Consider the following 25813-nt stretch of genomic DNA (forward strand, 5'->3'; position numbering starts at 1 on the left):
AGAACTCTCACATGGTTAATTTAATATCAATTCTATAACTTTACATACTGCTTCAACATCATTTGAAGACATACTGGCATGTAGCGGTAGACAAATAATTCCTTTTGATATCTTCTGACTTATAGGGCATCCAAAGCTCAGATTATCAGGGTAAGCAACATCTAAAGATGGTGTAAAATATCGTCGATGTTCAATATCATGCTCAGACAAAGCATCAAGTAGTCTTTCCTGCTTGTCTTTATCTCTAACGAAAATTGGCATGTAAGCACCGTTATACGACGCTTCGGGTAGCCAAAGAGGTAATTCAACATAAGGTTCTAAAAGCGTCCGGTACAAACTAAACAGGTTGGATCGATGCTCAATTACCTCTTCAATCTGATCAAGTAGTGTTAATCCTACTGCGCATTGGTACTCATTCAACTTTGCATTAATACCTGGCTCGCCTAATTGTCCATTCGCTTGAAGACCAAAGTTAATGAACTCTTTCGCACGTAAATAATCTTCATGCCGCTTGAATACAATTGCACCACCTTCGACTGTATGGAATATCTTAGTGGCATGAAAACTCAATGTACTAGCATCGCCAAAGTTTAAGAGAGACTCCTGACCAACCTTAACTCCAAATGCATGAGCAGCGTCGTATAGAACTTTGACCTTATATTGCTCTGCAATTTCTTTGAAACTCTCAACTTCACAAGGGTTTCCATATACATGTGTTGCAACAACACCATCTACTTGAGAATTTGCTTCAAGAGCTGCTTTCAAAGCATCTGGAGATAAGTTATAAGATTTTGAATCGATATCGCAATAGCTCACATCAATACCTTGCCACATCAACGCTGATGAAGTTGCAACAAAGCTAAATGGTGTAGAGATCGCGGATTCAATTCCTAAAACTTTACATGCCACCTGAAGTGCCAGCGTACCATTAGAAACTAACAATAAGTTTTTAACACCCAAAAACGTTTCAAGTCGTCTAGTAAGCTTTTCATGCAATGGCCCAAAGTTAGTATACCAACCACTCTCATTTACTTGAGATAAATAGTTGGAAAGCTTAGTTAAGTCTGGGGCTAATGGACTGTTAAGTTTAATTGTCATCTTCGCTCACAATGCTTGATAGGTAGATACCATAATTGTTCTTCTTAAGGGCATCAGCTGCCGCCATTAACTTCTGTTTGCTAATCCAACCATTGTTAAAGGCAATTTCTTCCAAACATGCAATCTTATAACCTTGTCGTTTCTCTATCGTCGAAACAAATTGAGCAGCTTCGAGCAAGCTTTCGTAAGTACCTGTGTCTAACCAGGCAAAACCACGCCCTAACATTTCAACATTGAGCTCGTTTGCTGTTAGGTACATTTGATTTAATGTGGTAATTTCCAGCTCACCTCGCTCTGATGGTTCGACTTGCTTAGCTCTACTCACGACTTGGTTGTCAAAGAAGTACAGCCCCGTCACAGCATAGTGGCTCTTTGGCTTAGCTGGTTTTTCTTCAATAGAGATAGCTTTTCTGTCGGCGTCAAACTCAACCACACCAAAGCGCTCAGGGTCTTTCACTTGGTAGCCAAACACCGTAGCCCCATTGCCACTCTCTGCCGTCTCAACCGCTTTCTTTAACTTTGGAGTGAACCCTTGCCCATAAAAGATGTTGTCACCCAGCACCAAACATACTGAGTCATCGCCAATGAATTCTTCACCGATGATGAAGGCTTGAGCTAAGCCGTCTGGGCTTGGTTGAATCGCGTATTGCAACTCAATGCCAAACTCTGAGCCATCACCTAATAGACGCTGAAAACCTTCCTGGTCTTCTGGCGTGGTGATGATCAAGATTTCACGAATGCCCGCAAGCATGAGTACTGACAACGGGTAGTAAATCATTGGTTTGTCATAAACCGGCAGTAACTGCTTAGAGACTCCGCGTGTAATAGGGTAAAGGCGAGTGCCCGAGCCACCTGCTAAAATAATGCCTTTCATTATTCGCCCGCTCCTAATCGCTCTAAACTGTATGAACCATCAAGCACGCGTTGCCACCATTGCGGGTTGTTTAGGTACCATTCCACGGTTTTACGAATGCCGCTTTCAAAGGTTTCTTCCGGCGTCCAGTTAAGCTCTTGAGCAATCTTGGTGGCATCAATTGCGTAACGCACATCATGACCTGGGCGATCTTTCACATACGTGATCAAAGATTCATAAGACTCAACACCTGCAGGTTTGTTTGGTCTCAGCTCTTCAAGTAGCGAGCAAATGGTTTTCACGACTTCAATATTCGCTTTTTCATTGTGACCACCAATGTTGTAGGTTTCACCGACTTCACCTTCGTTGACCACTTTGTACAGCGCGCGAGCATGGTCTTCCACAAACAGCCAATCTCGGATCTGCATACCATCACCATACACAGGCAACGGCTTGCCATCGAGGGCATTTAAAATCATCAGAGGGATCAACTTCTCTGGGAAGTGGTACGGGCCATAGTTGTTGGAGCAATTGGTGACAAGTGTCGGTAAACCATAAGTACGTAGCCAAGCGCGTACAAGGTGATCGCTCGAGGCTTTTGACGCTGAATATGGACTGCTCGGCGCGTATGAGGTGGTTTCGGTGAACAAATCGTCCGTTCCCTCTAAATCACCATACACTTCATCCGTAGAAATATGATGAAAACGGAATGCCGATTGGCGCGCTTCATCTAAGCCCGACCAATATTGACGAGCCGCTTCAAGCAAATGGTAGGTGCCCATCACGTTGGTCTCAATAAAAGCAGCAGGACCATCAATAGAGCGATCGACATGAGACTCGGCGGCCAAATGCATCACCCTATCGGGTTGATGCTCTGAAAACACGCGATCTAGTTCAGCTCGGTCACAGATATCTACTTGCTCAAAGTAGTAACGTTCACTCTCTGAGACATCAACTAATGATTCTAGATTCCCTGCGTAGGTCAGTTTATCTAAATTGATAACAGTATCTTGAGTGTCACGAATGATATGTCGGACAACAGCTGAACCGATAAAACCAGCTCCACCAGTTACTAATATTTTCATTACAAATGTTACCTACGTTAATTTTTGTGCCATCAGATACACGTGAATACTTTATGATTATTGTAGTTTATAGACTCACTCGAGCATCGTTAGACTCAAGAAGGCTTACTTAGAGCAATCAACATAAAATGATAAAAAACTCAATTAAGATTGAGAAGCATAACCGTCCTGAAAATGTTCAAAATCGGATTCTTGCCAAATAATCTGTCGCTTTAAACGCTCTTTATTAAATGAACGCAGAAGTCTATTTAGATTTTGATGCTTCCAGTCACCAGAAGTTTCAAAACGACACTTATCAAAATCGATAATCCATACCTTATCTTTGTCGTCGATCAAGATATTGTGGATATTCAAATCAGTATGGTTAACGCCAACCTGATGCATCTTGGCAATTTCTTGCCCTATTTTCTGATACATTTCTACCGATAAAGACTGTTCTTGCAAGATACTAACCAGATCTCTGGCGTTTGGGATTCGCTCACTTAATAAATCAGCTTGATAGAAGAGTCCTGACTTTACGGCTCTTGCTGCAATAGGACGAGGAACGTGCACCCCAGCCTCAATTAGCGCCAACAAAAGCTGAAACTCTTGCGCACAACGGGTGTTATCCCAGCCAGAGAACCAATAATGATCGTTAACTAACTTCCCAAACAAACCGCCACGACGGTAATGACGTAGTGCCGCTTGCATGTTCTCTAGTTGGATAAACCATGTCGTGCCTCGCCCCGTCGCACTGCCAACCACCTTGTCGGAGGACTGCCAGTATTCCGCATCAAATATCGGTTGGCTAGGGTCTGTAATGATCTCGTCATCAAACCAGATCACTTGGTTGTTGTTTTTATACTGTTGAGTCATACGCTCACCCTCTAGCCTAAATACCGGCTGGCTAATATATACAACCAAGTAAATGCAGCAAACGCCAAAGCAACCATAACGGCAGCAGAGCCTATATCTTTAGCTCGACCACTGAGTTCATGCCGTTCAATACCGATACGATCAACCACTGCCTCAATCGCTGAGTTTACAAGCTCTACAATCAAGACTAATACCACGACCCCGATCATTAAGATACGCTCAACCATGCCGACATCCACTAGCCAAGCCAAAATCACGGCGATACTCAACAGAGCCAACTCTTGTCGAATGGCAGCTTCATGCTTAAAAGCCGCTTTTAATCCTTGGATCGAATAACCCGTCGCTTTAACGATGCGCTTTAGTCCGGTATTACCCGGCTTGCCAGATTCTTGTGATTGATGTGGTGTTGTCTTTGACATTGCAGAACACTTATCAGTACTTAGCTATATTCGAGCCGTGTATTTTACATTTATTGGGGATGTCTGCATAATTTACCTGCCTCTATTCATCGAATCAGACAATAATTATGTTCACTTCTGCCCCATCGTCACTATGCGTCTTGCGTTTGTCCGCTATCGGAGACGTTTGCAATACTATCGCCACAATTCAAGCTATTCAGAAACACTGGCCTTCGACCCAGATTACTTGGATAACGGGTAAACTTGAAGCCCAGTTATTAGCCGCCATCGATGGTGTAGAAGTGATTGTTTTTGATAAAAAAGCGGGACTTGATGGCTACAAATCACTTTGGCGACAGCTGAAAGGCAGAGAGTTTGATGCGCTATTGCATATGCAGTACGCGATTCGAGCGAGTGTCGCAACGTTGGGCATTAAAGCAAAATACAAACTTGGTTTCTCTTCTGATAGAAGCCAGGACTTTCAAACACTATTTACCAATGTCAAAGTGCCTTCCCCGCAATCTCTGCATGTCGCAGATGGCTTAATGGCCTTTGCCCATCAAATTGGGGTACCAAAGGCAGGACTAGACTGGGTACTTTCTTATTCAGACCACGACCAAGCTTGGGCAGAGTCTCATATTTCTCGTAGTAAACCTAACCTGCTGATTGTGCCTGGTGCGAGCAAAGCTTATAAAAACTGGAACGCGGAAGGTTATGTGGATGTGATTCATCACGCCAGAGCAAAAGGCTGGAACGTGATTCTGGCAGGCAGCCCTGCTCAGGTAGAATTGGATCTGGCAGAGGCCATTCAATCTCGCTTGGAAGAACCGTGTCTAAATTTAGTTGGACAAAGTTCAATTCTGCAAATGCTTGCGTTAATAGATAAGGTTGAAATGGTCATCGCCCCCGATACCGGACCAGCACACATGGCGAATGCAATGAAAACACCAATCATCGGGCTCTATGCACACCATAATCCGCTGCGAGTGGGACCTTACCGTTATCTAAAATACGTTGTCTCAGTGTATGAAGAAACGATCTTTGCGGAAACAGGTAAAAACAGTCACGAGTTAAGCTGGCGAACTCGCGCTAAAGATGAAACGGCAATGAACCGCATTACCAGCACTCAAGTAATGAGCATGTTCGATCAAGTCTTAGAAGATTTGTATCCTCAATACCAGTAAACTTACTGTCTTGATTTGTTAAGAAGGAAATGACCTTGTCCAAACCAACCTTAGCCGTTGCCTTAATTGTAAAAAATGAAGAGAAGCACTTACAAGCTTGTCTAGACACAGTAAAAGATTGGGTCGATGAGATTGTCCTTCTAGACTCGGGCAGCACTGATCGCACTGAAGAAATCGCCCGACAATACACAGATAAGTTTTACACCAACCTAGATTGGCCAGGATTCGGTAAACAGCGCCAACTGGCGCAGCAATACGTTACGGCAGACTACGTTTTGTGGCTTGATGCGGACGAACAAGTCACTCCAGAGCTAAGAGAAAGTATCTTACAAGCGGTATCAGCCAATAAGCCGAACGTTTTATACAAACTTAATCGACTAAGCTCAGCGTTTGGTAAGTTCATCTACCATTCTGGTTGGTCTCCAGACTGGATTGTGCGCTTATATCGCACCGAATATACACAATATAATGATTCGCTCGTTCATGAAAAAGTTGATGAGAAAAACTATCAAACTGAAAAACTGGATGGTCGACTGCATCACTACACTTACGAGCACCTTCATCATTACATCAATAAAACCACTGGCTACCTCAAGGCCTGGACGGATGAACGTGAAGGTAAAAAGAAAGCGGGTTTAACGACCGCTATCGTTCACGCTCTTGCGAGCTTTTTGAAGATGTATGTGCTCAAACGAGGTTTCCTTGATGGCAAGCATGGCTTCATTCTAGCTTGGCTAAGCATGCACTCTACTTTTGTAAAATATATCGATCTCTACTTACGTGAACAGGCAAAAAAATCATGAAAACGACTTTAATTATCACCACTTACAACTGGAAAGAAGCATTAAAAGCGGTGTTAGAAAGCGTGAAACGTCAAACCGTTTTGCCTGACGAAGTAATTGTTGCAGATGATGGCTCTCGAGAAGACACCAAAGCAATGGTTGACCAAATGCGTGAAGGTTTTCCAGTTCCACTGATTCATAGTTGGCACGAGGATAATGGCTTTCAGCTTTCAATGAGCCGCAACCGTGCGATCGCCAAAGCATCAGGTGACTACCTCATCATGATTGATGGCGACATGGTGCTGTCCCAAACGTTTATTGAATCACATAAGCAAGTCGCAAAACCAAATTGGTTTGTGCAGGGTGGACGTGTGTTAACGGATGAAAGCTGCAGCAAGGCCATCATGGAAAACGGCTTAGTGCCTTCCATTTTCAGCAAAGGCATTCGTAATCGTAAAAACTGCATCACCAACGCCTTGCTATCGAAATGGTTCTCTTACGAGCGTAATAACGATAAAGCCACTCGCGGCTGCAACATGGCGTTTTGGCGACAAGATGTCATCGAGGTGAATGGCTTCAACCAAGATTTTGTTGGATGGGGACGCGAAGACAGCGAGTTTGTTCATCGCATGTTGAATGCGGGTAAGTCACGTCTTTACCTAAAATTCGCAGGTGTAGGCTACCACTTGTACCACGTAGAAAACTCTCGTGCGTCACTCGGACAAAATGACGAGATTTTAGAAAACACCATTAAAAACAAGCTTAAACGCTGTAAGAATGGTGTTGATCAATTTCTAGAAGCTTAAGATTATAAAAAGGGGCGTTTCGCCCCTTTTTTATTGTTGCTGAGATAAAGCGAAGTACTTATCGGCAACCATCAATGAGATCAAACGCTCTTTACGTTTATCTTTGAACTGCTCAACCCACTGGTGCGCATTTTCAATGATCGCTAATGCTTCTTGCTCATTCGCTAGGTAATAATCCATCTTTTCGGGCAAATCCGAATAGTCATCCTTCACTTCAACATAGTGGACGCCTGCCTCTAACTTACCTTCCATAAACCAAGTCTCATATTTTGGCTTTGACATAATAACCAAGGAGTTAGACGACATAGCCCACTTAAGGTTGGTGGCCACATCATTGCCTTCTATACAGAGCAAAAACTTATACTGCAGTTGCTCTTCAATACTCATAAAGCCCTTTTCCCATGGTTTCCCTTCTACCGGGCGGGTCTGGCCAATATTGCATTGCGGATGGTTGTAAAACGCATGAATCACCTTTTTACGATGCGGCTGAAAACCCACGCCACGCCACGCTACCATGTCCTTTTTATCTTGATAGCGAACAGGATCATCAATAAATTTAAAATGACGAACTTGATTAAGTTTCAACACCACTGAATTTTGGTTGCTACCAAAAATAGGGCGGCTTTTTATAAAGCTCGGTACATTGGGAATGTGTGTAACATCACCGTTGATGTAGTTAAACGCAAAACTGGAAGGGAAATAGCGTACAACTTGGCGAAGATCGAAAAAATACGTCCAACCTTTCGTTTTTTTGAATGTATCGACAGTCGCGTAACTTTGTTCTCGGCTATCGACTGAAAACGGCGTTTCACACTTGTTGTAATAGTTCACCCGCTCCAGGCAGAGTTGCTTCTCGGCTTCAGTTAAATTCGAAAGTAAACGCTTGGCTTGTGCTCGATATACAAAACGAGGGATAAGTATCGAGAGAGCGTTTGAGAAATAATAAGGGAACTTACTGTCTTTCATTCAGTTTTTCCCCAATCGCGATGGCTACTGGCTTGGGAACGAACTGATCGATACTTCCGCCATGAATGGCCACTTCTCTCACGATAGTCGACGATAGAAACGCAAACTCTTCTTCAGGTGTCAAAAATACACTTTCGATACCTGGTAACAGCTTTCGATACATGTTGGTCAGTCCAAACTCGTATTCAAAGTCTACCGTTGTTCGCAAACCACGAATAAGAACCTTAGCTTGCTCATCTCTCGCGAAATCCACTAATAACCCAGAGAACCCCTTTACCGTCACACCAGGTAAATGCGCTACAACGTCCTGCATCAGTGCAACACGCTCTTCCAATGAAAACATGGTGTTCTTCGATGGGCTTGCGGCTACGCCAATCACAACCTCATCAAACATTTCGTGAGTACGTTCTATTAGATTGAGGTGACCATTAGTCACTGGATCAAAAGTGCCCGGATAAATGACTTTCATATAATTTACTAAGTTATTCGAAACTGATTGAATTATTGAGGCTCTAGCGCAAGATTACAACAACTTAAGCTCGATATTAGCTCGTCTTACTTCTGACACTCACCACAAAAGAAGGTATTACGCTGCCCTATTTTTAGCTCTTGAAGTCGTTCGCCGCATTCTGGGCATGGCTCTCCGGCTTTTCCGTAAACCAATAACTCTTGTGCAAAGTAACCCGGCTTTCCATCGGCTTGCGCAAAGTCTTTCAGCGTAGTCCCACCTTGCGTAATGGCAATCTCAAGTGTCATTTTGATATTTTCAACAAGTAACCCCCACTCTTGAGAAGTTAGCTTACCTGCAGGCCTTGAAGGGTGAATTCGAGATTTAAACAACGACTCATTCGCGTAGATGTTCCCGACACCAACCACGACTTTGTTGTCCATGATGAACTGCTTGACGGCGACACGCTTATTTTTAGCTTTCTCCGCTACATATTCCGCATTGAACTCTTCAGTTAAAGGCTCAGGCCCCATGTTTGCTAGTACAGCATGTGACTCACCAGGAGCACACCACAGCCATGCCCCAAAACGACGCGGATCGTTATAACGCAGTATTTTTCCACTGCTTAGTTTGAGATCCACATGATCGTGCTTTGCTGGCGGAAAGTCAGCATCTAGGACACGTAAAGACCCAGACATGCCCAAGTGAACAATGGCTGTACCTGTGTTTGTCTCGATCAGTAAGTATTTCGCACGACGACTAATCGCACGGATCACCTGCCCTTCCAATTTTTTAAGCTCTGTAGGAATATCCCAGCGCAATTTAGGCGTTCGAAAAGTAAACGACTGGATCGTTTGTCCAACCATGTGGGGGCTAATTCCCATACGACTGACTTCAACTTCTGGCAACTCAGGCATTAGATTCTCCAATTCACCGGCTAATAGTTCTCGCTGCTAGCATAATCGAAAAGAAAAACGATAAATAGGGAAGCTTATTAGGGGTATAGGCGCAAAAAGGCTCTACTCTGGCATAAGGTAGTTTTCATCGACGGAGATAGCGACCCATTTGTCTTGCCAGGTTTTAAATAGCCAAAAATCAGGTAAACGAAAGAAAGTCACCCGCTGCGGCTCTTCGAGATCCTGATACCAAACTTCTACCGTTTCAGGTACCGCCAGGTTAGGTTTTAAATGATCGTACTGTTCTGAGGTAAGCTCGGTCCCTTCCAATGATTGCCAGCGTGATACAAGTTCACTGATCGGTGCATCAACTTTGATGTTGGATTGCCACCGTCCATCATGCAGCTCGAACTCCCAGCCACTATAGTACAAAGACTCCACCGTATAGTCGGAGCGAAGTACATTTGGGTAAGGGTCTGCTTGATCTGTTAATAGGTAAGTTTTGATCCACATTGGCGCATTTAAGATCACTATAAATGCAATAATGCCCAGAATAAGAATATTGTTCCATCGGCGGCGACGAGCCGGACTCACACGCATAACCATCTCTACTCTCTTATCGTTATGAGTAAATTACCAAAGAGTATTGAGCTTGACTAGAACAACGGTGTGCAAGTGTGTAGGGAGTGGTGACTAAGCGGCAGAGGCGATCAATCAAAAATTCGAGTATAGAGTCGGACCAGTAGAATAACTTCAGCAGTGCCTTATAACCCGATGACGTACTGAACCTTTTCTTCAGCACTTTTATTCACGTAATAAAAAACCCAACTCGAAAGTTGGGTTTTTCAATTCATCAAAGAGACTGAAACCAATTATTTGATTTTTGCTTCTTTGTACATAACGTGCTGGCGAACTACTGGATCAAACTTTTTGATCTCAAATTTGCCTGGCATGTTACGCTTGTTCTTATCAGTTGTGTAGAAGTGGCCTGTACCTGCAGAAGATACTAGACGGATTTTCTCACGAACGCCTTTCTTTGCCATTGCTTATTTCCTCTTAAACGTTTTCGCCACGTGCACGCATGTCTGCAAGAACAGTATCAATACCTTTCTTGTCGATGATGCGCATACCTTTAGCAGATAGACGTAGTTTAACAAAACGTTTTTCGCTCTCTACCCAGAAACGATGAGTTTGTAGGTTCGGCAGAAAACGACGCTTAGTAGCATTTCGTGCGTGTGAACGGTTGTTACCCGTTACTGGACGCTTACCAGTTACTTGGCATACTCGTGACATGAATGTCTTCTCCAAAATCGTTTCAGCTCGATATCAACCTTGGTGGCCGAACCTCTCTATCTCTCGAAAAGAAGTTAGAGGTTAAGAACCGCTATGGAAAATCCATACAAGGCTATCAAAGGTCGCGCATTATACTAACTTGATATGCATTGCTCAAGACCCGAACAGATCCTTTTTACAGGTTTTCGTGATCTTTTTTTAGACAGCAGATTTTTTTAGCAGTCCAAGCTGAATTCAGTTAAAAATTTAGTGGCGTGGATGATAGCAGATTTTTAGCAACTAACAACCTAAAAAACGCACAGTTATATCCAGCCTCTTTCAGCAAAAGAGACACTTTCCCCATCTCCGATGACGAAATGGTCCAAAATACGAATATCCACCAATGCTAATGCGTCGATGAGACGCCTTGTAATCCTTCTGTCAGCTTGGCTCGGCTCAGCAACCCCTGAAGGATGATTGTGCGCCAAAATCAAAGCCGCCGCGTTATGATGCAGAGCACGCTTGACAACTTCTCTCGGATACACCGACGCTGCATCCAACGTTCCTTCAAATAAAATTTCATCTTTTATCACTCGGTGCTGGTTATCGAGAAAAAGAATATAAAAAGCCTCTCTTTGCCGATCCCTTAAAATAGAAGACAGATATAACTTAGTTTGGTCGGGGCTGGTTAAGGCATCACCACGCTTTAGCGTCTCCGCCAAGTAACGTTGTGTCATTTCTAGTACCGCTTGCAACTGAACATACTTGGCTTGCCCTAATCCTTTGTGACGACAAAACTCTTCTTCTGATGCTGAAAATAGTTGTCTGAGCGAACCAAAGTCTTGAATAAGGAAGTCTGCAAGCTCAATCACGTTCATTCCGCGGGTGCCTGTGCGCAAGAAGATGGCCAGCAGTTCGGCATCGGTCAAAGCTTGCGGCCCTCGTTGCAGTAGCTTCTCTCTGGGCATGGACTCATTTGGCAAAGCTTTCAGTATCATCTGATGTCTCTTTATATGGAAAGTGTCCCTATTCCACAAAACAAAAAGCGAAAGTCGAGTATGACTTTCGCTTTCTTCGTACCATCAGTGCTTTCCATGCAACTTAACAGTTCATCAGAGTTTAAAGTTGCCAACCAAGCCGTGAATTTCTGTTCCAGACTGTGATAGCTGCGTGCTGATTGACTCGGCATGCTGCAACGTCTCATTAATGTTGTTCACGATCTGTTGAATAGCCACTAAGTTTTGGTTGATGTCTTCTGCAACCGCGCTTTGTTCTTCGGCGGCAGACGCGGTTTGAATACCCATATCTCGAATTGTTCCGATAGAATGATGAACACCAGAAAGAGATTGCTGAATGAGCGCAGATTCTTCCGCCGTTTTGACACCTCGTTTTTGGCTCACCGACATCGTACTGACCGCTCTTGATACACCATTTTGTAGCTGCTTGAGCATGTCGCCAATTTCATGAGTACTATTTTGCGTACGACTGGCTAACGAGCGCACTTCATCCGCAACGACGGCAAACCCTCGACCTTGCTCACCGGCTCTAGCCGCTTCAATCGCCGCATTTAGGGCCAACAAATTCGTTTGCTCGGCTATCTCGCCAATCACATCCAGCACTTTGGTTATTTTTTCGGTCTGTAAACTCAACTCAGAAATTGCATCTGACGTGCTGTCTATCTCCGTCACGAGTTCGGTAATGCCTTCTATTGCTTGCTCGACCTCATGCTGAGCGGCGGTGACTTGACTGTTGGCATCGTCAATTGCCTGCGCGGTCGCATTAGTATTGCTGGCTACTTCTTTGGCAGTCATGCTCATTTGCGTCACTGCCGTCACGACTTTGTCCGTCTCTAAACAGTGATCCTGCATTTGACCGCTCGCTTGGCTGGTCTGAGTGTTCAGGCTTTGAGAAACGGTCTGTACTGTCGTCGCAGAGCGATGAATGTCCTGCATCAGTGGGTGCAGCTTATCCATAAACTCATTAAACGCGGCCGCCACTTCACCGACTTCATCCTGACTTTCGACTTTTAAACGAGCCGTTAAGTCACCGCCGCCTGCGGCAACATCTTTTAATGAAGCCGCGACATGTTGTAATGGCTGAATGCCTTTAGACACCACGATACTGGTGAGAACACTGGTAATGATCAATCCAATAACGGAAATCAACACGGCAGATAACGTATGCTCTTTTAGCTCTTGAGTCTTTAACTCTCTGTGCATCGCAACTTGCTGGTCGATGTCATCAATATAAACGCCAGTACCTAAAACCCAGTCCCATTTCGATAGATATTCTGCATAGCCCAACTTAGGCGCTTGTGCGTCAATGGTCGGTTTGTGCCACGAGAAATAGAGGAACCCATCCCCTTTTTGAGAAGCGTCAATCAAGCCCGCAATAACTGCGACCCCATTTTCATCTTTTAAGTCGTAAAGGTTTTTACCCTCTAATGCAGGTTTGATGGCGTGCAACGTATTCACACCTTGAGAGTCGTAGGCAAAAAAGTAACCATCGCTTTCAAAGCGCATGGCTTTCAGAATTTCTTTTGCTGCCTCTTTGTTACTTCCATTTACATCCGCGTCGTATAACGGTTTTATCGCCGTCACGCCCATCATCATGTAGGCTTGTAACTCTTTCTTTTTCGTTTCGATGAGCTCTTGCCTGTCTCTTGCCAGCTCCGCTTCCAAACTTTTACTGCTGTTGATGTAATACACCACAGAGATCAACGTAGTGATCAACAACAGCGGAATTAGGGTTATCAGCAGCAATTTGTTTCGACTTTTCAACACCATGGTTTCCACTACCTCTTTTTCTTTTCAGACTTGCAAACTCCGCGCAACTTGTCTGTGAGGTAGGCGAGAATTTTCCCTTCCTCGGTCAGATTAATACTCTGGAGTTTGATGTGAATTATCTTCTCGTTATATATGCTCGGGCGGTCAGACTTTGAATTGTGTTAAAATCCGGTCATCAAATTGGAGATCTCACATGCAAACACTAGCAGGAAAGAAAATTCTACTCGGCATCAGTGGCGGTATTGCCGCGTATAAATGTGCGGAGCTAACCCGTCGCCTCATAGAGAGAGGAGCGCAAGTTCAAGTTGTAATGACGAAAGCCGCAAAAGAGTTCATTACCCCTTTAACCATGCAAGCCGTTTCGGGCCGTCCTGTCTCGGACAGTTTACTAGACCCAGCAGCGGAAGCCTCTATGGGCCATATTGAATTGGCCAAATGGGCAGATTTAGTGCTATTAACGCCCGCGACCGCGGACTTAATCGCGCGCATGTCCGCAGGCATGGGGAACGATTTACTTACTACGCTCGTGCTCGCGACGGATTCCCCTGTTGCTGTTTCTCCTGCGATGAATCAACAGATGTATCGCAATATCGCAACCCAAGAGAACATCGCTACGTTAGCGCGTCGTGGTATGCACATCTGGGGCCCTGCGGCAGGAGAGCAAGCCTGTGGTGATGTAGGACCAGGTCGAATGCTGGAACCAATGCAGCTAGTACATCTATGTGAACAGTTCTTTCAACCAAAATTGCTAGAAGGTAAGTCGATACTCATTACCGCCGGACCAACTCGCGAAGCGATTGATCCAGTGCGTTACATTACAAACCATAGCTCCGGGAAAATGGGCTATGCATTGGCGAGCGCCGCAGCGCAGATGGGAGCAAAAGTCACCCTCGTGAGCGGTCCTGTCAGTTTAAATACGCCCGTAGGTGTTGAGCGCATAAATGTTTCCAGTGCACAAGAGATGCACGAAGCCGTTATGACACATGCAAACCAGCATGATGCCTTTATTAGCTGCGCTGCCGTTGCCGACTACCGCCCACAAACGATCGCGTCTCAAAAGTTGAAAAAGACAGAAGACAACGACGAAATGGTCATTAATATGGTTAAAAATCCTGATATTGTTGCATCTGTGGCAGCAATGACGCAGAAGCGTCCGTTTACCGTCGGTTTTGCGGCTGAAACCAATGATGTAGAGACCTATGCTCGAGGCAAGTTAACAAAGAAAAACCTCGATATGATCTGTGCAAACGACGTTTCGGTTGCAGGGCAAGGATTTAACAGCAACGACAACGCAATTACCCTTTACTGGCCTGAAGGTGAACTTGCGCTCGCTTTAGAATCAAAAGAAGCATTGAGCTTTAAAATTCTCGAAAAAATGCATCAATTGATGTAACTAACGTTTGAAAACCCTGCCAATTTTTTACAAAAGCTGGCATAAATTTGGTACAAAAATGACAACTAAGGGTGTTAAATCTCCCATTCCACCCTTAGTGGTCTAGTTTGAGGCGAAATAGCGTCTTATAATCCCCTCCGCTCAACTTTGTATTTTGAAAGGAAGTAACTAATGGCCGGCAGTAAAAAATCCAACCGTCGTGAAGAGATCTTACAAGCATTGGCAGAAATGCTTGAATCAACAGATGGCGCTTCACGCATTACTACGGCAAAACTGGCCAAGCAAGTCGGCGTTTCAGAAGCCGCGCTGTATCGTCATTTCCCAAGTAAAGCGCGCATGTTCGAAGGGTTGATTGAGTTCATTGAAGAAGCCTTGATGACACGTATCAACCGTATTCTAGACGACGAAAAAGATACACTAGAGCGTATTCGTATGGTGATGCACCTTATTTTGGCGTTCTCTGAACGTAACCCAGGTCTGACACGCATTTTGTCGGGTCATGCTCTAATGTTTGAAAATGAACGTCTACGTGAACGCATCAATCAACTCTTTGAGCGTATAGAAACACAATTGCGCCAAATCCTGCGTGAACGTAAGATTCGTGAAGGGAAGTCTTTCCCTGTCGAAGAGCGCATCCTAGCCGCGCAAATTCTGGGACAAGTTGAGGGGAGCCTAAACCGCTTTGTGCGTAGCGACTTTAAATACCAGCCGACTGCAAACTTTGACGAGTACTGGGCGCTTTTGAGTGCACAAATAAAGTAAAAGACTATGAGTAAAGACAAATACACGCAGCCCGAGTTTTCTCTTTCACTTCTTCACCCTCGTAACTGGGGCGTATGGCTTGGTTTTGGTCTGTTGGCCATCCTCGTCAATATTCTTCCTTATCGGCTGCTGCTTTCATTAGGTCGTTCACTCGGCAAACTTGGCATGCGCTACGGTAAAAAGCGTGTCCACGTTGCTCAGCGTAACTTAGAATTGGCCTTTCCAGACAAAACACCTGAAGAGATTCAACACATTGTTGAAGAGAACTTCAAAAATACCGGTATGGCACTGATAGAAATCGGAATCACTTGGTTCTGGCCGACTTGGCGCTTTAAAAACCTGATCGTCGAGAAAGATCTCGGCGCACTGCGTGAAAAAGCCAAAGAAGGTAAAGGCGTCCTACTTTGTTGTGTCCATGCTCTTAATCTAGAGATCACTGCGCGTGCTTTCGCCGTGTTAGGCGTGGCCGGGTACGGCGCGTTTCGTCCGCATAATAATCCTGCTTATAACTTTATCCAGTATTGGGGACGAACACATAACGGCAATAAACTGATTGATCGTAAAGATGTAAAAAAGATGATTCGTGTTTTACGCAGCGGTGAGCGTCTGTTCTATTTACCGGATCACGATTACGGTCGCAAAAAATCAGTATTTGTGCCCTTCTTTGCCGTAGACGATGCGTGTACGACAACAGGCACGAGCATTCTGGCGTATACCTCAAAATGTGCGATCATCCCAGGCTCAGGGTTTCGCAATAACGAAGGGAAATACGACATCATCGCCGATAAGTGCATTGAAGCCGATTATCCACAAAAAGACGAAGTCGCCGCTGCCGCTTATATGAACAAGTATGTGGAAGAAGTCATTCTACGCGCTCCAGAGCAATGGATGTGGCTCCATAAACGCTACAAAACCATGCAAGATGAGCATGTCGAGAAAGGCATTCGCTATAAGTAAGTGGTCAAGGCGATAAATCCAAAAACAAAAAAGGGCAGATGAATATCCATCTGCCCTTTTTACTTTTTCAGAAAAAGTAACCAATTAAATGCCGTATTCAGCGCGGTACGCTTTGACTGCTTCTAGATGCTCTTTGTCTGTGCCTTTCTCTTCAAGGAAAGTCACAAGGTCAGTCAGGCTAACGATTGAGATGATTGCACAACCAAAATCACGCTCCACTTCTTGGATCGCAGACAACTCACCTTTGCCTTTTTCTTGGCGGTCAATCGCAACCAACACACCAGCAAGGTCTGCGCCATTTGCTTGAATGATTTCCATCGATTCACGAATCGCAGTACCTGCTGTGATTACGTCATCTACTAGCATGATACGACCTTCAAGCGCAGAGCCTACAAGGTTACCGCCTTCGCCGTGATCTTTCGCTTCTTTACGGTTGAAGCAGTAAGGCGTGTCGACGTCATGATGATCCGCCAGCGCGACTGCTGTTGTCGTCGCGATTGGGATACCTTTGTACGCCGGGCCAAACAGCACATCAAACTCAATGCCTGAATCAGCGAGCGCTGCTGCGTAAAAACGACCAAGACGCGCTAGGTCACGACCAGTATTGAAAAGACCAGCGTTAAAGAAGTACGGGCTTTTACGGCCAGATTTCAAAGTAAACTCACCAAACTTAAGAACTTCTTTCTCAAGTGCAAACTCAATAAATTCACGCTGGTATGCTTTCATTATTTTCTCTCTATGTCCTTGGTTTCTTGTGTCTCTTCTCGACAATCATTCATTTCTCTATTGTCGAGATAAAAAAATAGCCCCCATAATGGGAGCTATTTAAATCAATTGGCTAACGCCGCCTTCTGCGCTGCGACAATTTCCGTAATGCCGACTTTCGCCGACTCTAGCAGAGCCATCAGCTGCTCGTGACTGAACGGTTCACCTTCTGCGGTGCCCTGAATTTCAATCATCTTGCCTTCTTCGGTCATTACTACGTTCATGTCTGTGTCTGCCGCTGAATCTTCAACGTACTCAAGGTCACACAGAACATCATCACCTAGCAAACCAACTGAAACTGCCGCTACGTGGCCTTTCATTGGGTTTGCTTTTAGCTTGCCGCTATCTACTAGGTGTTGGAACGCATCGGCCATTGCAACACTTGCACCGCTGATGGATGCAGTACGCGTACCACCGTCAGCTTGGATAACATCACAGTCAACGGTGATCATGAACTCACCCATGGCTTTTAGATCGACAACAGCGCGTAGGCTTCGCGCGATAAGACGCTGAATTTCCATCGTACGGCCGCCTTGTTTGCCACTTGCCGCTTCACGACGAGTACGCGAATGTGTTGCTCGAGGTAGCATGCCGTATTCAGCTGTAACCCAGCCTTTACCTTGACCTTTTAGCCAACGTGGCACAGATTCTTCGACGGTCGCATTACACAACACTTTGGTGTTACCGAACTCAACTAGCACTGACCCTTCAGCGTAAGCTGTGTAGTTACGAGTAATTTTGATAGGGCGAACTTGATCCGCCTTGCGATCGTTTGGACGCATGGGCATCTACCTTAAATATGAGGAGAAGACGATTTGGTTGGGCGAAGATTATAACGGAATCGATTCCGGATTCATAGGTTACGCATCTGGCACAACATAAACAATCCATACATCCCGCGCACCTATCGACGCAGCGTGATACACTCTTGAAGTAATTTTCAAAAAATGAAGACAGGAAAATTCGATGATTTACAGTATGACAGCGTATGCACGCAAAGAAGTAAAAGGCGATTGGGGTTCTGCGGTATGGGAAATCCGCAGCGTGAACCAGCGTTATTTAGAAACATACTTCCGCATGCCAGAGCAATTTCGCGGGTTAGAGCCCGTTTTACGTGAGCGTTTTCGTAAGCGCTTAGCGCGAGGCAAAGTAGAATGTAATCTACGCTTTGAAGCAAACCCTGCCGCAAAAGGTGAGCTTAGCATCAATGAAGCGCTTGCTAGCCAGGTAATTAAAGCCGCTGAACAAGTCATGCACATGACTGGTGAACTGAGCCGAATCAATCCATTTCAAGTCATGCAATGGCCGGGGGTAATGGAAACGCCAGAGCAAGACATGGATGCGGTAAATAAAGTGCTACTAGAAGCGTTTGATGGCGCAATGGATGAATTTATTGAAGCGCGCGCTCGTGAAGGCGAGAACATGAAGGCGCTAATTGAGCAACGCCTAGAAGCGATCACATCAGAAGTTGTGAAAGTGCGCGCACGCATGCCAGAAATACTAGAGTGGCAACGTGAGCGTCTGTTCTCTAAATTTGAAGATGCGAAAGTAGAGTTAGAACCATCTCGCGTTGAGCAAGAGCTTATCCTTCTGGCACAGAAATCAGACGTAGCAGAAGAGCTAGACCGTCTTGACTCTCACGTAAAAGAAACAACAAACATCCTGAAGAAAGGTGGCGCAGTCGGTCGTCGTCTAGATTTCATGATGCAAGAGTTCAACCGTGAATCGAACACGCTAGCGTCGAAATCCATCAGCACCGACATCACCGCATCGGGCGTTGAACTGAAAGTTCTAATTGAACAGATGCGTGAGCAGATCCAAAACATTGAATGATCTAAAAGTCATCGAGTATTGAAACAAAAAAGCCCCGCTAATACGGGGCTTTCTTTTATTCGTCTTTTTCCAAGGTTCTGTTATCAACGTAGGGCCAATAATGGTGCCCAATTCTGATCAGCAAAGTAGCCGCAGCCAAAATAAACGCAGCCAGAGATAACCACACAACCAAAACTGCATCCAGTTCTTTCATTCCGAGTGTGATGTAGCGGGCGATGGCCATCATCGCGATGTAGATAGGATAGCGTACCGGAATTTTACCGTTCATCACGAACTGCTGCACCATGGCGAGCACTTCCAGATAGATAAACATCAAAAGAATATCTGTGAGCAAGACACGCTTCTCTACAAATACGTGCACAAACTCTTGCATCATGGCGTACAACGTCGCCAAGGTAATAGAGACTAATAACACCGCCTCCAAAATATGGAAGATTTTCAGGAAAGGTCGACTAAAGGATTTCGGTAAATTCGACGGCATGGTCCATTATCCAAACAAAGAAAATAGGCCTTGAGTTTAGCATGCAACGATCTTCAATCAATCAGAATAAACATCAGTGCAAATCGACTCCAAGTCCTGGCATTTGCTTATAAAAACGCTCCGATTATTTGGCGGAGCGCTTTTGTGTTATAGGACCTGTGGCATCACTTACGCCACTTGCTGCTTTTTTTCAGCTACGCGCTTTTTCTTCCGATATTTAGGGTGAGTGATCGGAATCGCAGATAGGAGTTTTTTGGTGTATTCGTTTTGCGGGTTTGCATAAATTTCTTTAGCGCTGCCTGCTTCTACCACTTTACCAAAATACATCACGGCAACTTTGTCAGAGACATGTTTCACCACCGAGAGGTCGTGAGAGATAAATATGATCGCCAAATTCATTTCTTGTTGCAGTTGTAGCAATAGGTTCAAGATTTGCGCCTGTACCGACACATCTAACGCAGATACCGATTCATCACAAATCAGTAGTTTAGGCTTCAATGCAATCGCGCGAGCAATACCGATACGCTGCCGTTGTCCGCCTGAAAATTCATGTGGATAACGGTTTACTGCCGTTTCTGGTAATCCCACTTTGATTAAAAGCTCTTTTACCCATTGTTTACGCTCTGTTGGCGTGCCAATTTTATGAATAACAAACGGTTCTTCCAGAATCATACCGATGGTATGACGCTGATTGAGTGACTCCATTGGGTCTTGAAAGACGATTTGCATGTCTTTACGCAGCGAGCGCATCTCTTTAACAGACAGTTTAGTGATGTCTTTACCTTCAAAGAAAATCTTACCTTCTGTTGGCTCGTATAACTTTAAGATCGTGCGACCAAGGGTGCTTTTACCACAACCTGACTCACCAACTAGCCCCAGTGTTTCACCTTCAGAAACAGACAGTGAAACCCCGTCTACCGCTTTGATGGTGTAGCCTTTCTTGAACAGCCCTTTACCAGAAACAAAGTGCTGCTTAAGATTTTCAATTCTTAATACTTCTTTTGCCATAACATCCTCTTTTATGACTGGTTCACTTTGCCCAGTTAACTGGCAAACATACTGGCATCAATAGGCTTGATATCGATCATCTGCTTCGGCTCATTATCTAAGCTCGGCATCAATCCCATTAAACGCTCTGTGTATGGGTGCTGCGGGTTATCAAACAACTCAAAAATTTCTGCTTTTTCGACAATACGTCCGCCATACATCACGGCAACATCATCACACACTTCTGCCACAACCCCGAGATCGTGAGTGATGAAGATCATCGCCATGCCCGTTTCTTCCTGAAGCTCGTTCATCAGTTCAAGGATAGACGCCTGAACCGTAACATCCAACGCTGTAGTCGGTTCATCACAAATCAGAATATCCGGCTTACAGGCCAATGCCATCGCGATCATGACACGCTGGCGCATACCACCAGATAGGTTATGGGGATACTCATTCAATCGCTTCTCTGGCATTGGAATTTTTACTTTTGCCAGCATTTCAATCGAGTACGCCTCCCGCTCCTTTTTGTCGAGCTCAGGTCGATGGAGCTCAAGCACTTCACATATTTGACGACCAATGGTGTGCACTGGGTTGAGCGCCGTCATCGGGTCTTGGAAGATGATCGAAATGCGATCGCCACGCATGGCGTACATCTCTTCCGCAGGCAAATCAACTAGGTTGGTGCCGCGATAATTCACTTCACCTTTGATAATGTTGCCATATGGCTTAGGTAATAGCCCCATGATCGACATTGAGGTTACGCTCTTACCACTACCTGACTCTCCTACCAGACCGAGTGTACGTCCAGCTCTCACATCAAAGTTCACACCATGCAGAACCTTCACTGGCCCATCATCGGTGGTAAATTCAACTTCGAGATCTTTAACACTTAGGATTACATCGTTTTCCATAACCAATCCTTACAGCTTATAAGTGTCATCTACGACAACAACAGGTTCAAAAGCTTTGCCTGACTTCATCGCTTGTTTCGTTTCTTTTTTGATATCACTATCAATCCAGTAAGTGCCATCGCCTATGATTGCACCACTGAACAGCGCCTCTGTCATGCGATTCATTGGTTTATCTGGAAACTTTAACCAGCGCCAGTGACCATAGCGGACATAAGGAACCATGTAGCCTGGGACGATAACGTGAGCATCAATGATGTCACGCTGAATCTCATGACCTAGCTGGATCTTTTTATCCATATCCATGCCAAAACGATACTCGATGATCTTTTCATCCAGTTCTGGCGTGCTGTAGTTTGTGAAAGAGTTAGTTTGCGGCTTGTTCGCATTGACTGAATGGAAGTACTCCCAATACGTTGGGATCTCAGACGTACCCATATCTAAGAAAGCCAAATCGTGCTTTTTCTCACGTACGTATTTGAACATGGATGAGCCATCAACTAACTTGAGCTCAATATCCAGCCCTGCTAGCTTGGCTTGCTCACGCAAAAAGGCAATACGAGGAGTATGAACAGGTGTTCCGTAGGTCAGCTCGAAGCTTAAGCGCTCACCTTTATCATTGACACGAATACCATCAGAACCAATTTTGTTAAAGCCTGCGGCTTCGAATGCCTCGGCCGCTTTTGCGGGATCAAACTTCGGTGCCTTAGCATCTGGTAGGGTGTATTTACCATGACCATAACCGGTCGGGTTCGGTTTACGGGAGTAGTCGCCACGCATGACATTCTCTATCATGCCATCAAAGTCAATCGCGTAAGTAATGCCCTTGCGAATGTTTAAATCATCCAGCAAAGGCATCGCGGTGTTCATCCATACACCACCAGCCCCAACTGGGAATTGGTTGTAACCCCAGAACTTTTGAATGTATCCCTTTTGGTAAGGTTCCGTATTCGATTTATCATGCCATAAGCTTGGTAAAACAAGACCAAATGCGTCCAGCTTCCCTTTCTCAAAGTGCTTCATCGCGATATCACTGTCGCGAATCACTGTGATGCGGATTTTGTCGACATTATAACGATGTTGATAATACTTATTGCTGTAACCCCACCAGTCTTCACCGACATGTTTGAAGGTAACACTTTTACCTTTTTTAATGTCATCTAGGTAGTATGCACTGGTCGTTGGTTCACTTTTAAAATTGTAGTAGCGGACAAAGTTGTCATGTATACCGTCACCATTTTCATCTTTTGAAGGGTTAGCATAAAAATGTGCGGGACGTGGGCGCAGGGCCCCCATTCGTAACAGCAACTCTTCCGGATTAAACTCTTTCGCCGCCTTAACAGCAAACGTGTGAGTGTCGTACTTGATAACATCCGCAATCGTTTTGTTGTAGTAATCGTTGTACCAAGGTTCCAAGATGTCTTTGGAACGATAAAACTTCAGCATGAACACGAAATCGTCGGCAGTCACAGGTTTGCCGTCCGACCATTTGGCTTCAGGGTTGAGTTTAAAATAGACCGTTTTGTTGTCACCTGCTAACGCCCACTCGTTAGCAAGCTCAGGTATGAACTCTAAAGTATCTGGGTGGCGGACCACCAAGCCTGGTGTTTCATCTAAGATAAAAGAACGTAGCCCTGCATTAGCGTCTGGACCAACACTACGTAACGTCTGTGGGAAACTTGACATAAAGGTGCGATAAGTCCCTCCACGTTTCGCTTCTGGCGAACCATATTGAGGCTCATCCCAGTTTGTTTGCCAGTTTAAGTCAGTCGGAAGCGTTGCTGACATTGCACCAAAACTCAGGGCGCTCAGCGTGGACGCTAAAAATAATTTCTTCATAAAACTTCCCTTTTTATGTTTTGCTCACAATGCTCGCTTAAACATAGCGTGTGAATTTTTTCGGGTCGAAAGCCGCTCGAATGGCTTCACCAATAAAGGTCACCATTACCAGAACCAGAACAATAGAAGTCACTACTGACGCAACAATCCATGGCGAATCTAAGTTTGACTTACCTTGTTGCAGTAGTTCACCCCAACTTGGCGTTGGTGGCATCAAGCCTAATCCTAGGTAATCGAGAGCAGTCAGTGCTGTGATGTTAGCTGCAATAGTGAAAGGCGCTAGGGTTACAATCATCACCATCGTATTTGGCAAGATGTGATTAAACAAGATACGTCCGGTCGATGCCCCTAAAGCACGAGCCGCCATTACATATTCTCGTGCCGCTTCTTTATAGGTCATGGTCCGCATGTACCATGTCATCCCCATCCAAGTGAAAAGCACGTTAATAGCGACAAAGAGAGCGAACGTCGGCTGAACGATTGAGACAAGAATCATAATGACGTACAAAAACGGGACCATTGACCAGATTTCGATAAGTCGCTGTACAAACAAGTCAAATTTACCGCCCCAAAAACCCATAGCACAACCGACTGCAGTACCGATCGCGTAGGAAATGGCCATCGTAAGCAACGCAAATCCCATCGCCGTTCTGAATCCGTAGACGAGTCGCGCCAAAATATCGCGACCTATCACATCTGTACCTAAATAATGCTTATTTTCGGCACTAGGCGCTGTTGGCGGGAAATCACCACTAAAATCTTGTTCGTATGGGTTCCACGGCACAAGCGGCAAAATAACAAAGTTGTCGCCCCCTTCAGCCTCAAACGCTTTTTGCAGTACACGATAATCGGCTTCACTGGATGACTCTTGGCCGAATTCGCTACCTAAACGTACGTCACTGACAACAGGAAAATAGTAGCTACCATCGTACTTGACGACTAGCGCTTTACTGTTGATCAAAAGTTCGGCGAATAGAGAAAGGATCAACATGATAGAAAGAGCAACAAACGACCAATAGCCTCGTTTGATCTCTTTAAAGTGACGAATTTTCTTTTGAGTTAATGGACTAACTTTAATCATGTTACGCTCCAAACTTCACACGTGGGTCGACTAAAGCAACACAAATATCTGAAATGATGTTACCAATGAGCAGTAACAACGCATTAATGGCGACAATACCCATAACAACAGGGTAATCACGCTCCATGATTGATTCGTAACCCAATAAGCCAATGCCATCAATATTGAAGATAACTTCAATCAGGAAGGCACCGGTCATGAAGAACAACAAAGAGTTACCAAAGTGACTCGCGATCGGAATTAAGCTGTTACGCAACGCGTGCTTACGAACTGCTTTTTTGAAAGGTAATCCTTTCGCAATTGCGGTGCGGATGTAATCTGAGGAAAGGTTTTCCATCAGGTTATTTTTCATTGTCATCGTCAGCGTGGCAAAATCACCAATGAGGTAACAGATCAAAGGCAACACCGCATGCCACATAATGTCTTTAGCGCGTTCAAAGAAGGTTTCGTAATCGTCGAAGTCATCGCCGACAAAGCCTCCCATCGGAAACCATTCCAAGTGATAACTAAATAACGTGATCAGCAATACACCCACCACATAACCTGGTAGCGCGTAGCCTACGAAAATGAGTACTGAAGAGGCGGAATCAAACACAGAACCGTGCTTGAGTGCCTTATAGTAACCAAGAGGAATCGAGATAAAATAACTAATAAAGAAGGTCATGCCGCCATAAAACAGCGACACTGGCAAACGCTCTGCGATCATGTCCGAGACAGGCTCGTAGTAACGCGTCGACTCGCCAAGATCTAGCATTACCAAACGACTTAACCACTCGACGTACGCTTCCGTTACTGGTTTATCCAGGCCATAAAACGCATTCAGCTCCGCGATTTGATCGTCAGAAAGGGCCATATTACCACCCGCAGACGTCATTGATGCGGCGCCGTCCCCCTGGGACTGCATTTGTGACAACATGCGTTCAACAGGTCCGCCAGGCACGAAACGAGTGATAGCAAAGATGAGAATAGTTATCCCGAGAAACGTTGGGATAACCAACGCCAAACGGCGTAAAAAGTACGACAGCATATACAACTTGCTCCTTGTCTACTGTCCAGTTCAAACGGAGTGAAAGAGGATATTTTCCGCCCAAAATGGTGCATATTTATCTCGTAGTAACTAAAACTGTTGAAGCACACTCCCTGCGCCTCAAGAGCTAGACTTTTCTACTACTGCAATAATTTCAGCGTCATATTTATCTTGAATCCACATCAGCTTCAAGTGTTTGAAACCAAAACATGACAAACTTCCTTCGATGTCGAAAAACAGAAATGTTTTTGTAAAAAATTATAAAAAACCACAAAAATAATTCATACAGAATATCAATCTAGGCTGTTTAGAGCCAAAACCCTACATAAAAATGCACCCTACACACAT

Annotated in this window: 28 protein-coding genes; 7 read left to right on the forward strand and 21 right to left on the reverse strand. The window is 44.8% G+C overall.

Annotated features, from left to right (window positions below; translation table 11 throughout):
- Window positions 1-15 precede the first annotated feature (15 nt).
- The 5 genes from R7H07_RS13330 to R7H07_RS13350 form a co-directional block, all read right to left on the reverse strand.
- Window positions 16-1098: a DegT/DnrJ/EryC1/StrS family aminotransferase gene (locus tag R7H07_RS13330; protein ID WP_054576843.1), complete on the reverse strand. Its 1083-nt coding sequence runs from the start codon at window positions 1096-1098 to the stop codon at window positions 16-18.
- Entirely contained in the window at window positions 1088-1972 is an 885-nt protein-coding gene (gene rfbA / locus R7H07_RS13335) for a glucose-1-phosphate thymidylyltransferase RfbA (RefSeq protein ID WP_054576842.1), read from the reverse strand. The genes R7H07_RS13330 and rfbA overlap by 11 nt, the downstream gene beginning before the upstream one ends.
- A complete protein-coding gene (rfbB, locus tag R7H07_RS13340) occupies window positions 1972-3036 on the reverse strand; it encodes a dTDP-glucose 4,6-dehydratase (protein ID WP_206959414.1) in 1065 nt (354 codons plus the stop codon). The genes rfbA and rfbB overlap by 1 nt, the downstream gene beginning before the upstream one ends.
- A 144-nt stretch (window positions 3037-3180) precedes the next feature.
- On the reverse strand, window positions 3181-3891 hold the full coding sequence (locus tag R7H07_RS13345; RefSeq protein ID WP_005379425.1) for a 3-deoxy-D-manno-octulosonic acid kinase: 711 nt from the start codon (window positions 3889-3891) through the stop codon (window positions 3181-3183).
- Window positions 3892-3902: 11 nt separating this feature from the next.
- On the reverse strand, window positions 3903-4310 hold the full coding sequence (locus tag R7H07_RS13350; RefSeq protein ID WP_005395798.1) for a diacylglycerol kinase: 408 nt from the start codon (window positions 4308-4310) through the stop codon (window positions 3903-3905).
- A 107-nt stretch (window positions 4311-4417) separates the two neighbouring features.
- Here R7H07_RS13350 and R7H07_RS13355 point away from each other — a divergent pair, with 107 nt between their 5' ends.
- Genes R7H07_RS13355 through R7H07_RS13365 form a run of 3 tightly spaced genes read left to right on the forward strand, consistent with a single transcriptional unit; the run spans window position 4418 to window position 7061 of the window.
- On the forward strand, window positions 4418-5473 hold the full coding sequence (locus R7H07_RS13355) for a glycosyltransferase family 9 protein (RefSeq protein WP_005384789.1): 1056 nt from the start codon (window positions 4418-4420) through the stop codon (window positions 5471-5473).
- Window positions 5474-5508: 35 nt separating this feature from the next.
- Window positions 5509-6276 carry a glycosyltransferase family 2 protein gene (locus tag R7H07_RS13360; protein ID WP_137281653.1) on the forward strand — a complete coding sequence of 256 codons (768 nt, stop codon included), beginning with the start codon at window positions 5509-5511 and terminating at the stop codon, window positions 6274-6276.
- The gene (locus R7H07_RS13365; protein WP_137281652.1) at window positions 6273-7061 is read left to right on the forward strand and encodes a glycosyltransferase family 2 protein; all 789 of its coding nucleotides are present in this window, start codon (window positions 6273-6275) and stop codon (window positions 7059-7061) included. The genes R7H07_RS13360 and R7H07_RS13365 overlap by 4 nt, the downstream gene beginning before the upstream one ends.
- Window positions 7062-7091: 30 nt before the next feature.
- On the opposite strand, the gene R7H07_RS13370 is transcribed toward R7H07_RS13365, so the two are convergent.
- From R7H07_RS13370 to R7H07_RS13405, 8 genes are all read right to left on the reverse strand, one after another.
- Window positions 7092-8027, reverse strand: coding sequence for a glycosyl transferase family 90 (locus R7H07_RS13370; RefSeq protein WP_053307285.1), 936 nt, complete (start codon window positions 8025-8027; stop codon window positions 7092-7094).
- Window positions 8014-8496, reverse strand: coding sequence for a pantetheine-phosphate adenylyltransferase (gene coaD / locus R7H07_RS13375; protein ID WP_005395788.1), 483 nt, complete (start codon window positions 8494-8496; stop codon window positions 8014-8016). Before coaD ends, R7H07_RS13370 begins: the two co-directional genes overlap by 14 nt.
- A gap of 86 nt (window positions 8497-8582) precedes the next feature.
- Window positions 8583-9392 carry a bifunctional DNA-formamidopyrimidine glycosylase/DNA-(apurinic or apyrimidinic site) lyase gene (gene mutM / locus R7H07_RS13380; protein ID WP_053808665.1) on the reverse strand — a complete coding sequence of 270 codons (810 nt, stop codon included), beginning with the start codon at window positions 9390-9392 and terminating at the stop codon, window positions 8583-8585.
- A gap of 102 nt (window positions 9393-9494) precedes the next feature.
- Window positions 9495-9971 (reverse strand): hypothetical protein, encoded by a 477-nt coding sequence (locus R7H07_RS13385; protein ID WP_025998646.1) that lies wholly within the window; start codon window positions 9969-9971, stop codon window positions 9495-9497.
- 272 nt (window positions 9972-10243) lie between these two features.
- On the reverse strand, window positions 10244-10414 hold the full coding sequence (gene rpmG, locus R7H07_RS13390; protein WP_004410866.1) for a 50S ribosomal protein L33: 171 nt from the start codon (window positions 10412-10414) through the stop codon (window positions 10244-10246).
- A gap of 13 nt (window positions 10415-10427) precedes the next feature.
- On the reverse strand, window positions 10428-10664 hold the full coding sequence (rpmB, locus tag R7H07_RS13395; protein ID WP_005384783.1) for a 50S ribosomal protein L28: 237 nt from the start codon (window positions 10662-10664) through the stop codon (window positions 10428-10430).
- 302 nt (window positions 10665-10966) lie between these two features.
- On the reverse strand, window positions 10967-11641 hold the full coding sequence (gene radC / locus R7H07_RS13400) for a RadC family protein (RefSeq protein ID WP_017820707.1): 675 nt from the start codon (window positions 11639-11641) through the stop codon (window positions 10967-10969).
- 114 nt (window positions 11642-11755) lie between these two features.
- Window positions 11756-13429 carry a methyl-accepting chemotaxis protein gene (locus tag R7H07_RS13405; protein ID WP_017820706.1) on the reverse strand — a complete coding sequence of 558 codons (1674 nt, stop codon included), beginning with the start codon at window positions 13427-13429 and terminating at the stop codon, window positions 11756-11758.
- A gap of 193 nt (window positions 13430-13622) precedes the next feature.
- On the opposite strand from R7H07_RS13405, the gene coaBC reads away from it, so the two are divergent.
- The 3 genes from coaBC to R7H07_RS13420 all read left to right on the forward strand — a co-directional run bounded on the left by coaBC (window position 13623) and on the right by R7H07_RS13420 (window position 16541).
- Complete coding sequence (gene coaBC, locus R7H07_RS13410; protein ID WP_206959415.1) at window positions 13623-14822, forward strand: bifunctional phosphopantothenoylcysteine decarboxylase/phosphopantothenate--cysteine ligase CoaBC; 1200 nt, start codon at window positions 13623-13625, stop codon at window positions 14820-14822.
- A gap of 171 nt (window positions 14823-14993) precedes the next feature.
- Window positions 14994-15584 (forward strand): nucleoid occlusion factor SlmA, encoded by a 591-nt coding sequence (slmA, locus tag R7H07_RS13415; protein WP_005379386.1) that lies wholly within the window; start codon window positions 14994-14996, stop codon window positions 15582-15584.
- 6 nt (window positions 15585-15590) lie between these two features.
- Window positions 15591-16541 carry a Kdo(2)-lipid IV(A) acyltransferase gene (locus R7H07_RS13420; protein WP_206959416.1) on the forward strand — a complete coding sequence of 317 codons (951 nt, stop codon included), beginning with the start codon at window positions 15591-15593 and terminating at the stop codon, window positions 16539-16541.
- A gap of 84 nt (window positions 16542-16625) precedes the next feature.
- Here the strand turns inward: R7H07_RS13420 and pyrE are convergent, their stop codons facing one another.
- On the reverse strand, window positions 16626-17267 hold the full coding sequence (pyrE, locus tag R7H07_RS13425; RefSeq protein WP_026000307.1) for an orotate phosphoribosyltransferase: 642 nt from the start codon (window positions 17265-17267) through the stop codon (window positions 16626-16628).
- Between the two features lie 104 nt (window positions 17268-17371).
- Complete coding sequence (rph, locus tag R7H07_RS13430; protein WP_017634994.1) at window positions 17372-18088, reverse strand: ribonuclease PH; 717 nt, start codon at window positions 18086-18088, stop codon at window positions 17372-17374.
- Between the two features lie 184 nt (window positions 18089-18272).
- Here rph and R7H07_RS13435 point away from each other — a divergent pair, with 184 nt between their 5' ends.
- A complete protein-coding gene (locus R7H07_RS13435; protein ID WP_151514496.1) occupies window positions 18273-19139 on the forward strand; it encodes a YicC/YloC family endoribonuclease in 867 nt (288 codons plus the stop codon).
- 55 nt (window positions 19140-19194) lie between these two features.
- On the opposite strand, the gene R7H07_RS13440 is transcribed toward R7H07_RS13435, so the two are convergent.
- The 6 genes from R7H07_RS13440 to R7H07_RS13465 all read right to left on the reverse strand — a co-directional run bounded on the left by R7H07_RS13440 (window position 19195) and on the right by R7H07_RS13465 (window position 25465).
- Entirely contained in the window at window positions 19195-19620 is a 426-nt protein-coding gene (locus tag R7H07_RS13440) for a phosphate-starvation-inducible protein PsiE (protein WP_047103769.1), read from the reverse strand.
- Window positions 19621-19788: 168 nt separating this feature from the next.
- Window positions 19789-20628 carry an ABC transporter ATP-binding protein gene (locus tag R7H07_RS13445; protein ID WP_005379372.1) on the reverse strand — a complete coding sequence of 280 codons (840 nt, stop codon included), beginning with the start codon at window positions 20626-20628 and terminating at the stop codon, window positions 19789-19791.
- A 35-nt stretch (window positions 20629-20663) separates the two neighbouring features.
- On the reverse strand, window positions 20664-21521 hold the full coding sequence (locus tag R7H07_RS13450; RefSeq protein WP_005379371.1) for an ABC transporter ATP-binding protein: 858 nt from the start codon (window positions 21519-21521) through the stop codon (window positions 20664-20666).
- 9 nt (window positions 21522-21530) lie between these two features.
- Window positions 21531-23357 carry an extracellular solute-binding protein gene (locus R7H07_RS13455; protein ID WP_017634997.1) on the reverse strand — a complete coding sequence of 609 codons (1827 nt, stop codon included), beginning with the start codon at window positions 23355-23357 and terminating at the stop codon, window positions 21531-21533.
- Between the two features lie 37 nt (window positions 23358-23394).
- Window positions 23395-24438 carry an ABC transporter permease gene (locus R7H07_RS13460; RefSeq protein WP_005379369.1) on the reverse strand — a complete coding sequence of 348 codons (1044 nt, stop codon included), beginning with the start codon at window positions 24436-24438 and terminating at the stop codon, window positions 23395-23397.
- 1 nt (window position 24439) lies between these two features.
- Window positions 24440-25465, reverse strand: a complete 1026-nt coding sequence (locus R7H07_RS13465; protein WP_206959417.1) for an ABC transporter permease subunit — start codon at window positions 25463-25465, stop codon at window positions 24440-24442.
- Between the last annotated feature and the right edge of the window lie 348 nt (window positions 25466-25813).

Origin of the sequence: Vibrio sp. Vb1127 (genome assembly GCF_033338735.1) — a bacterium.
Classification (GTDB): Bacteria; Pseudomonadota; Gammaproteobacteria; order Enterobacterales; family Vibrionaceae; genus Vibrio; species Vibrio alginolyticus.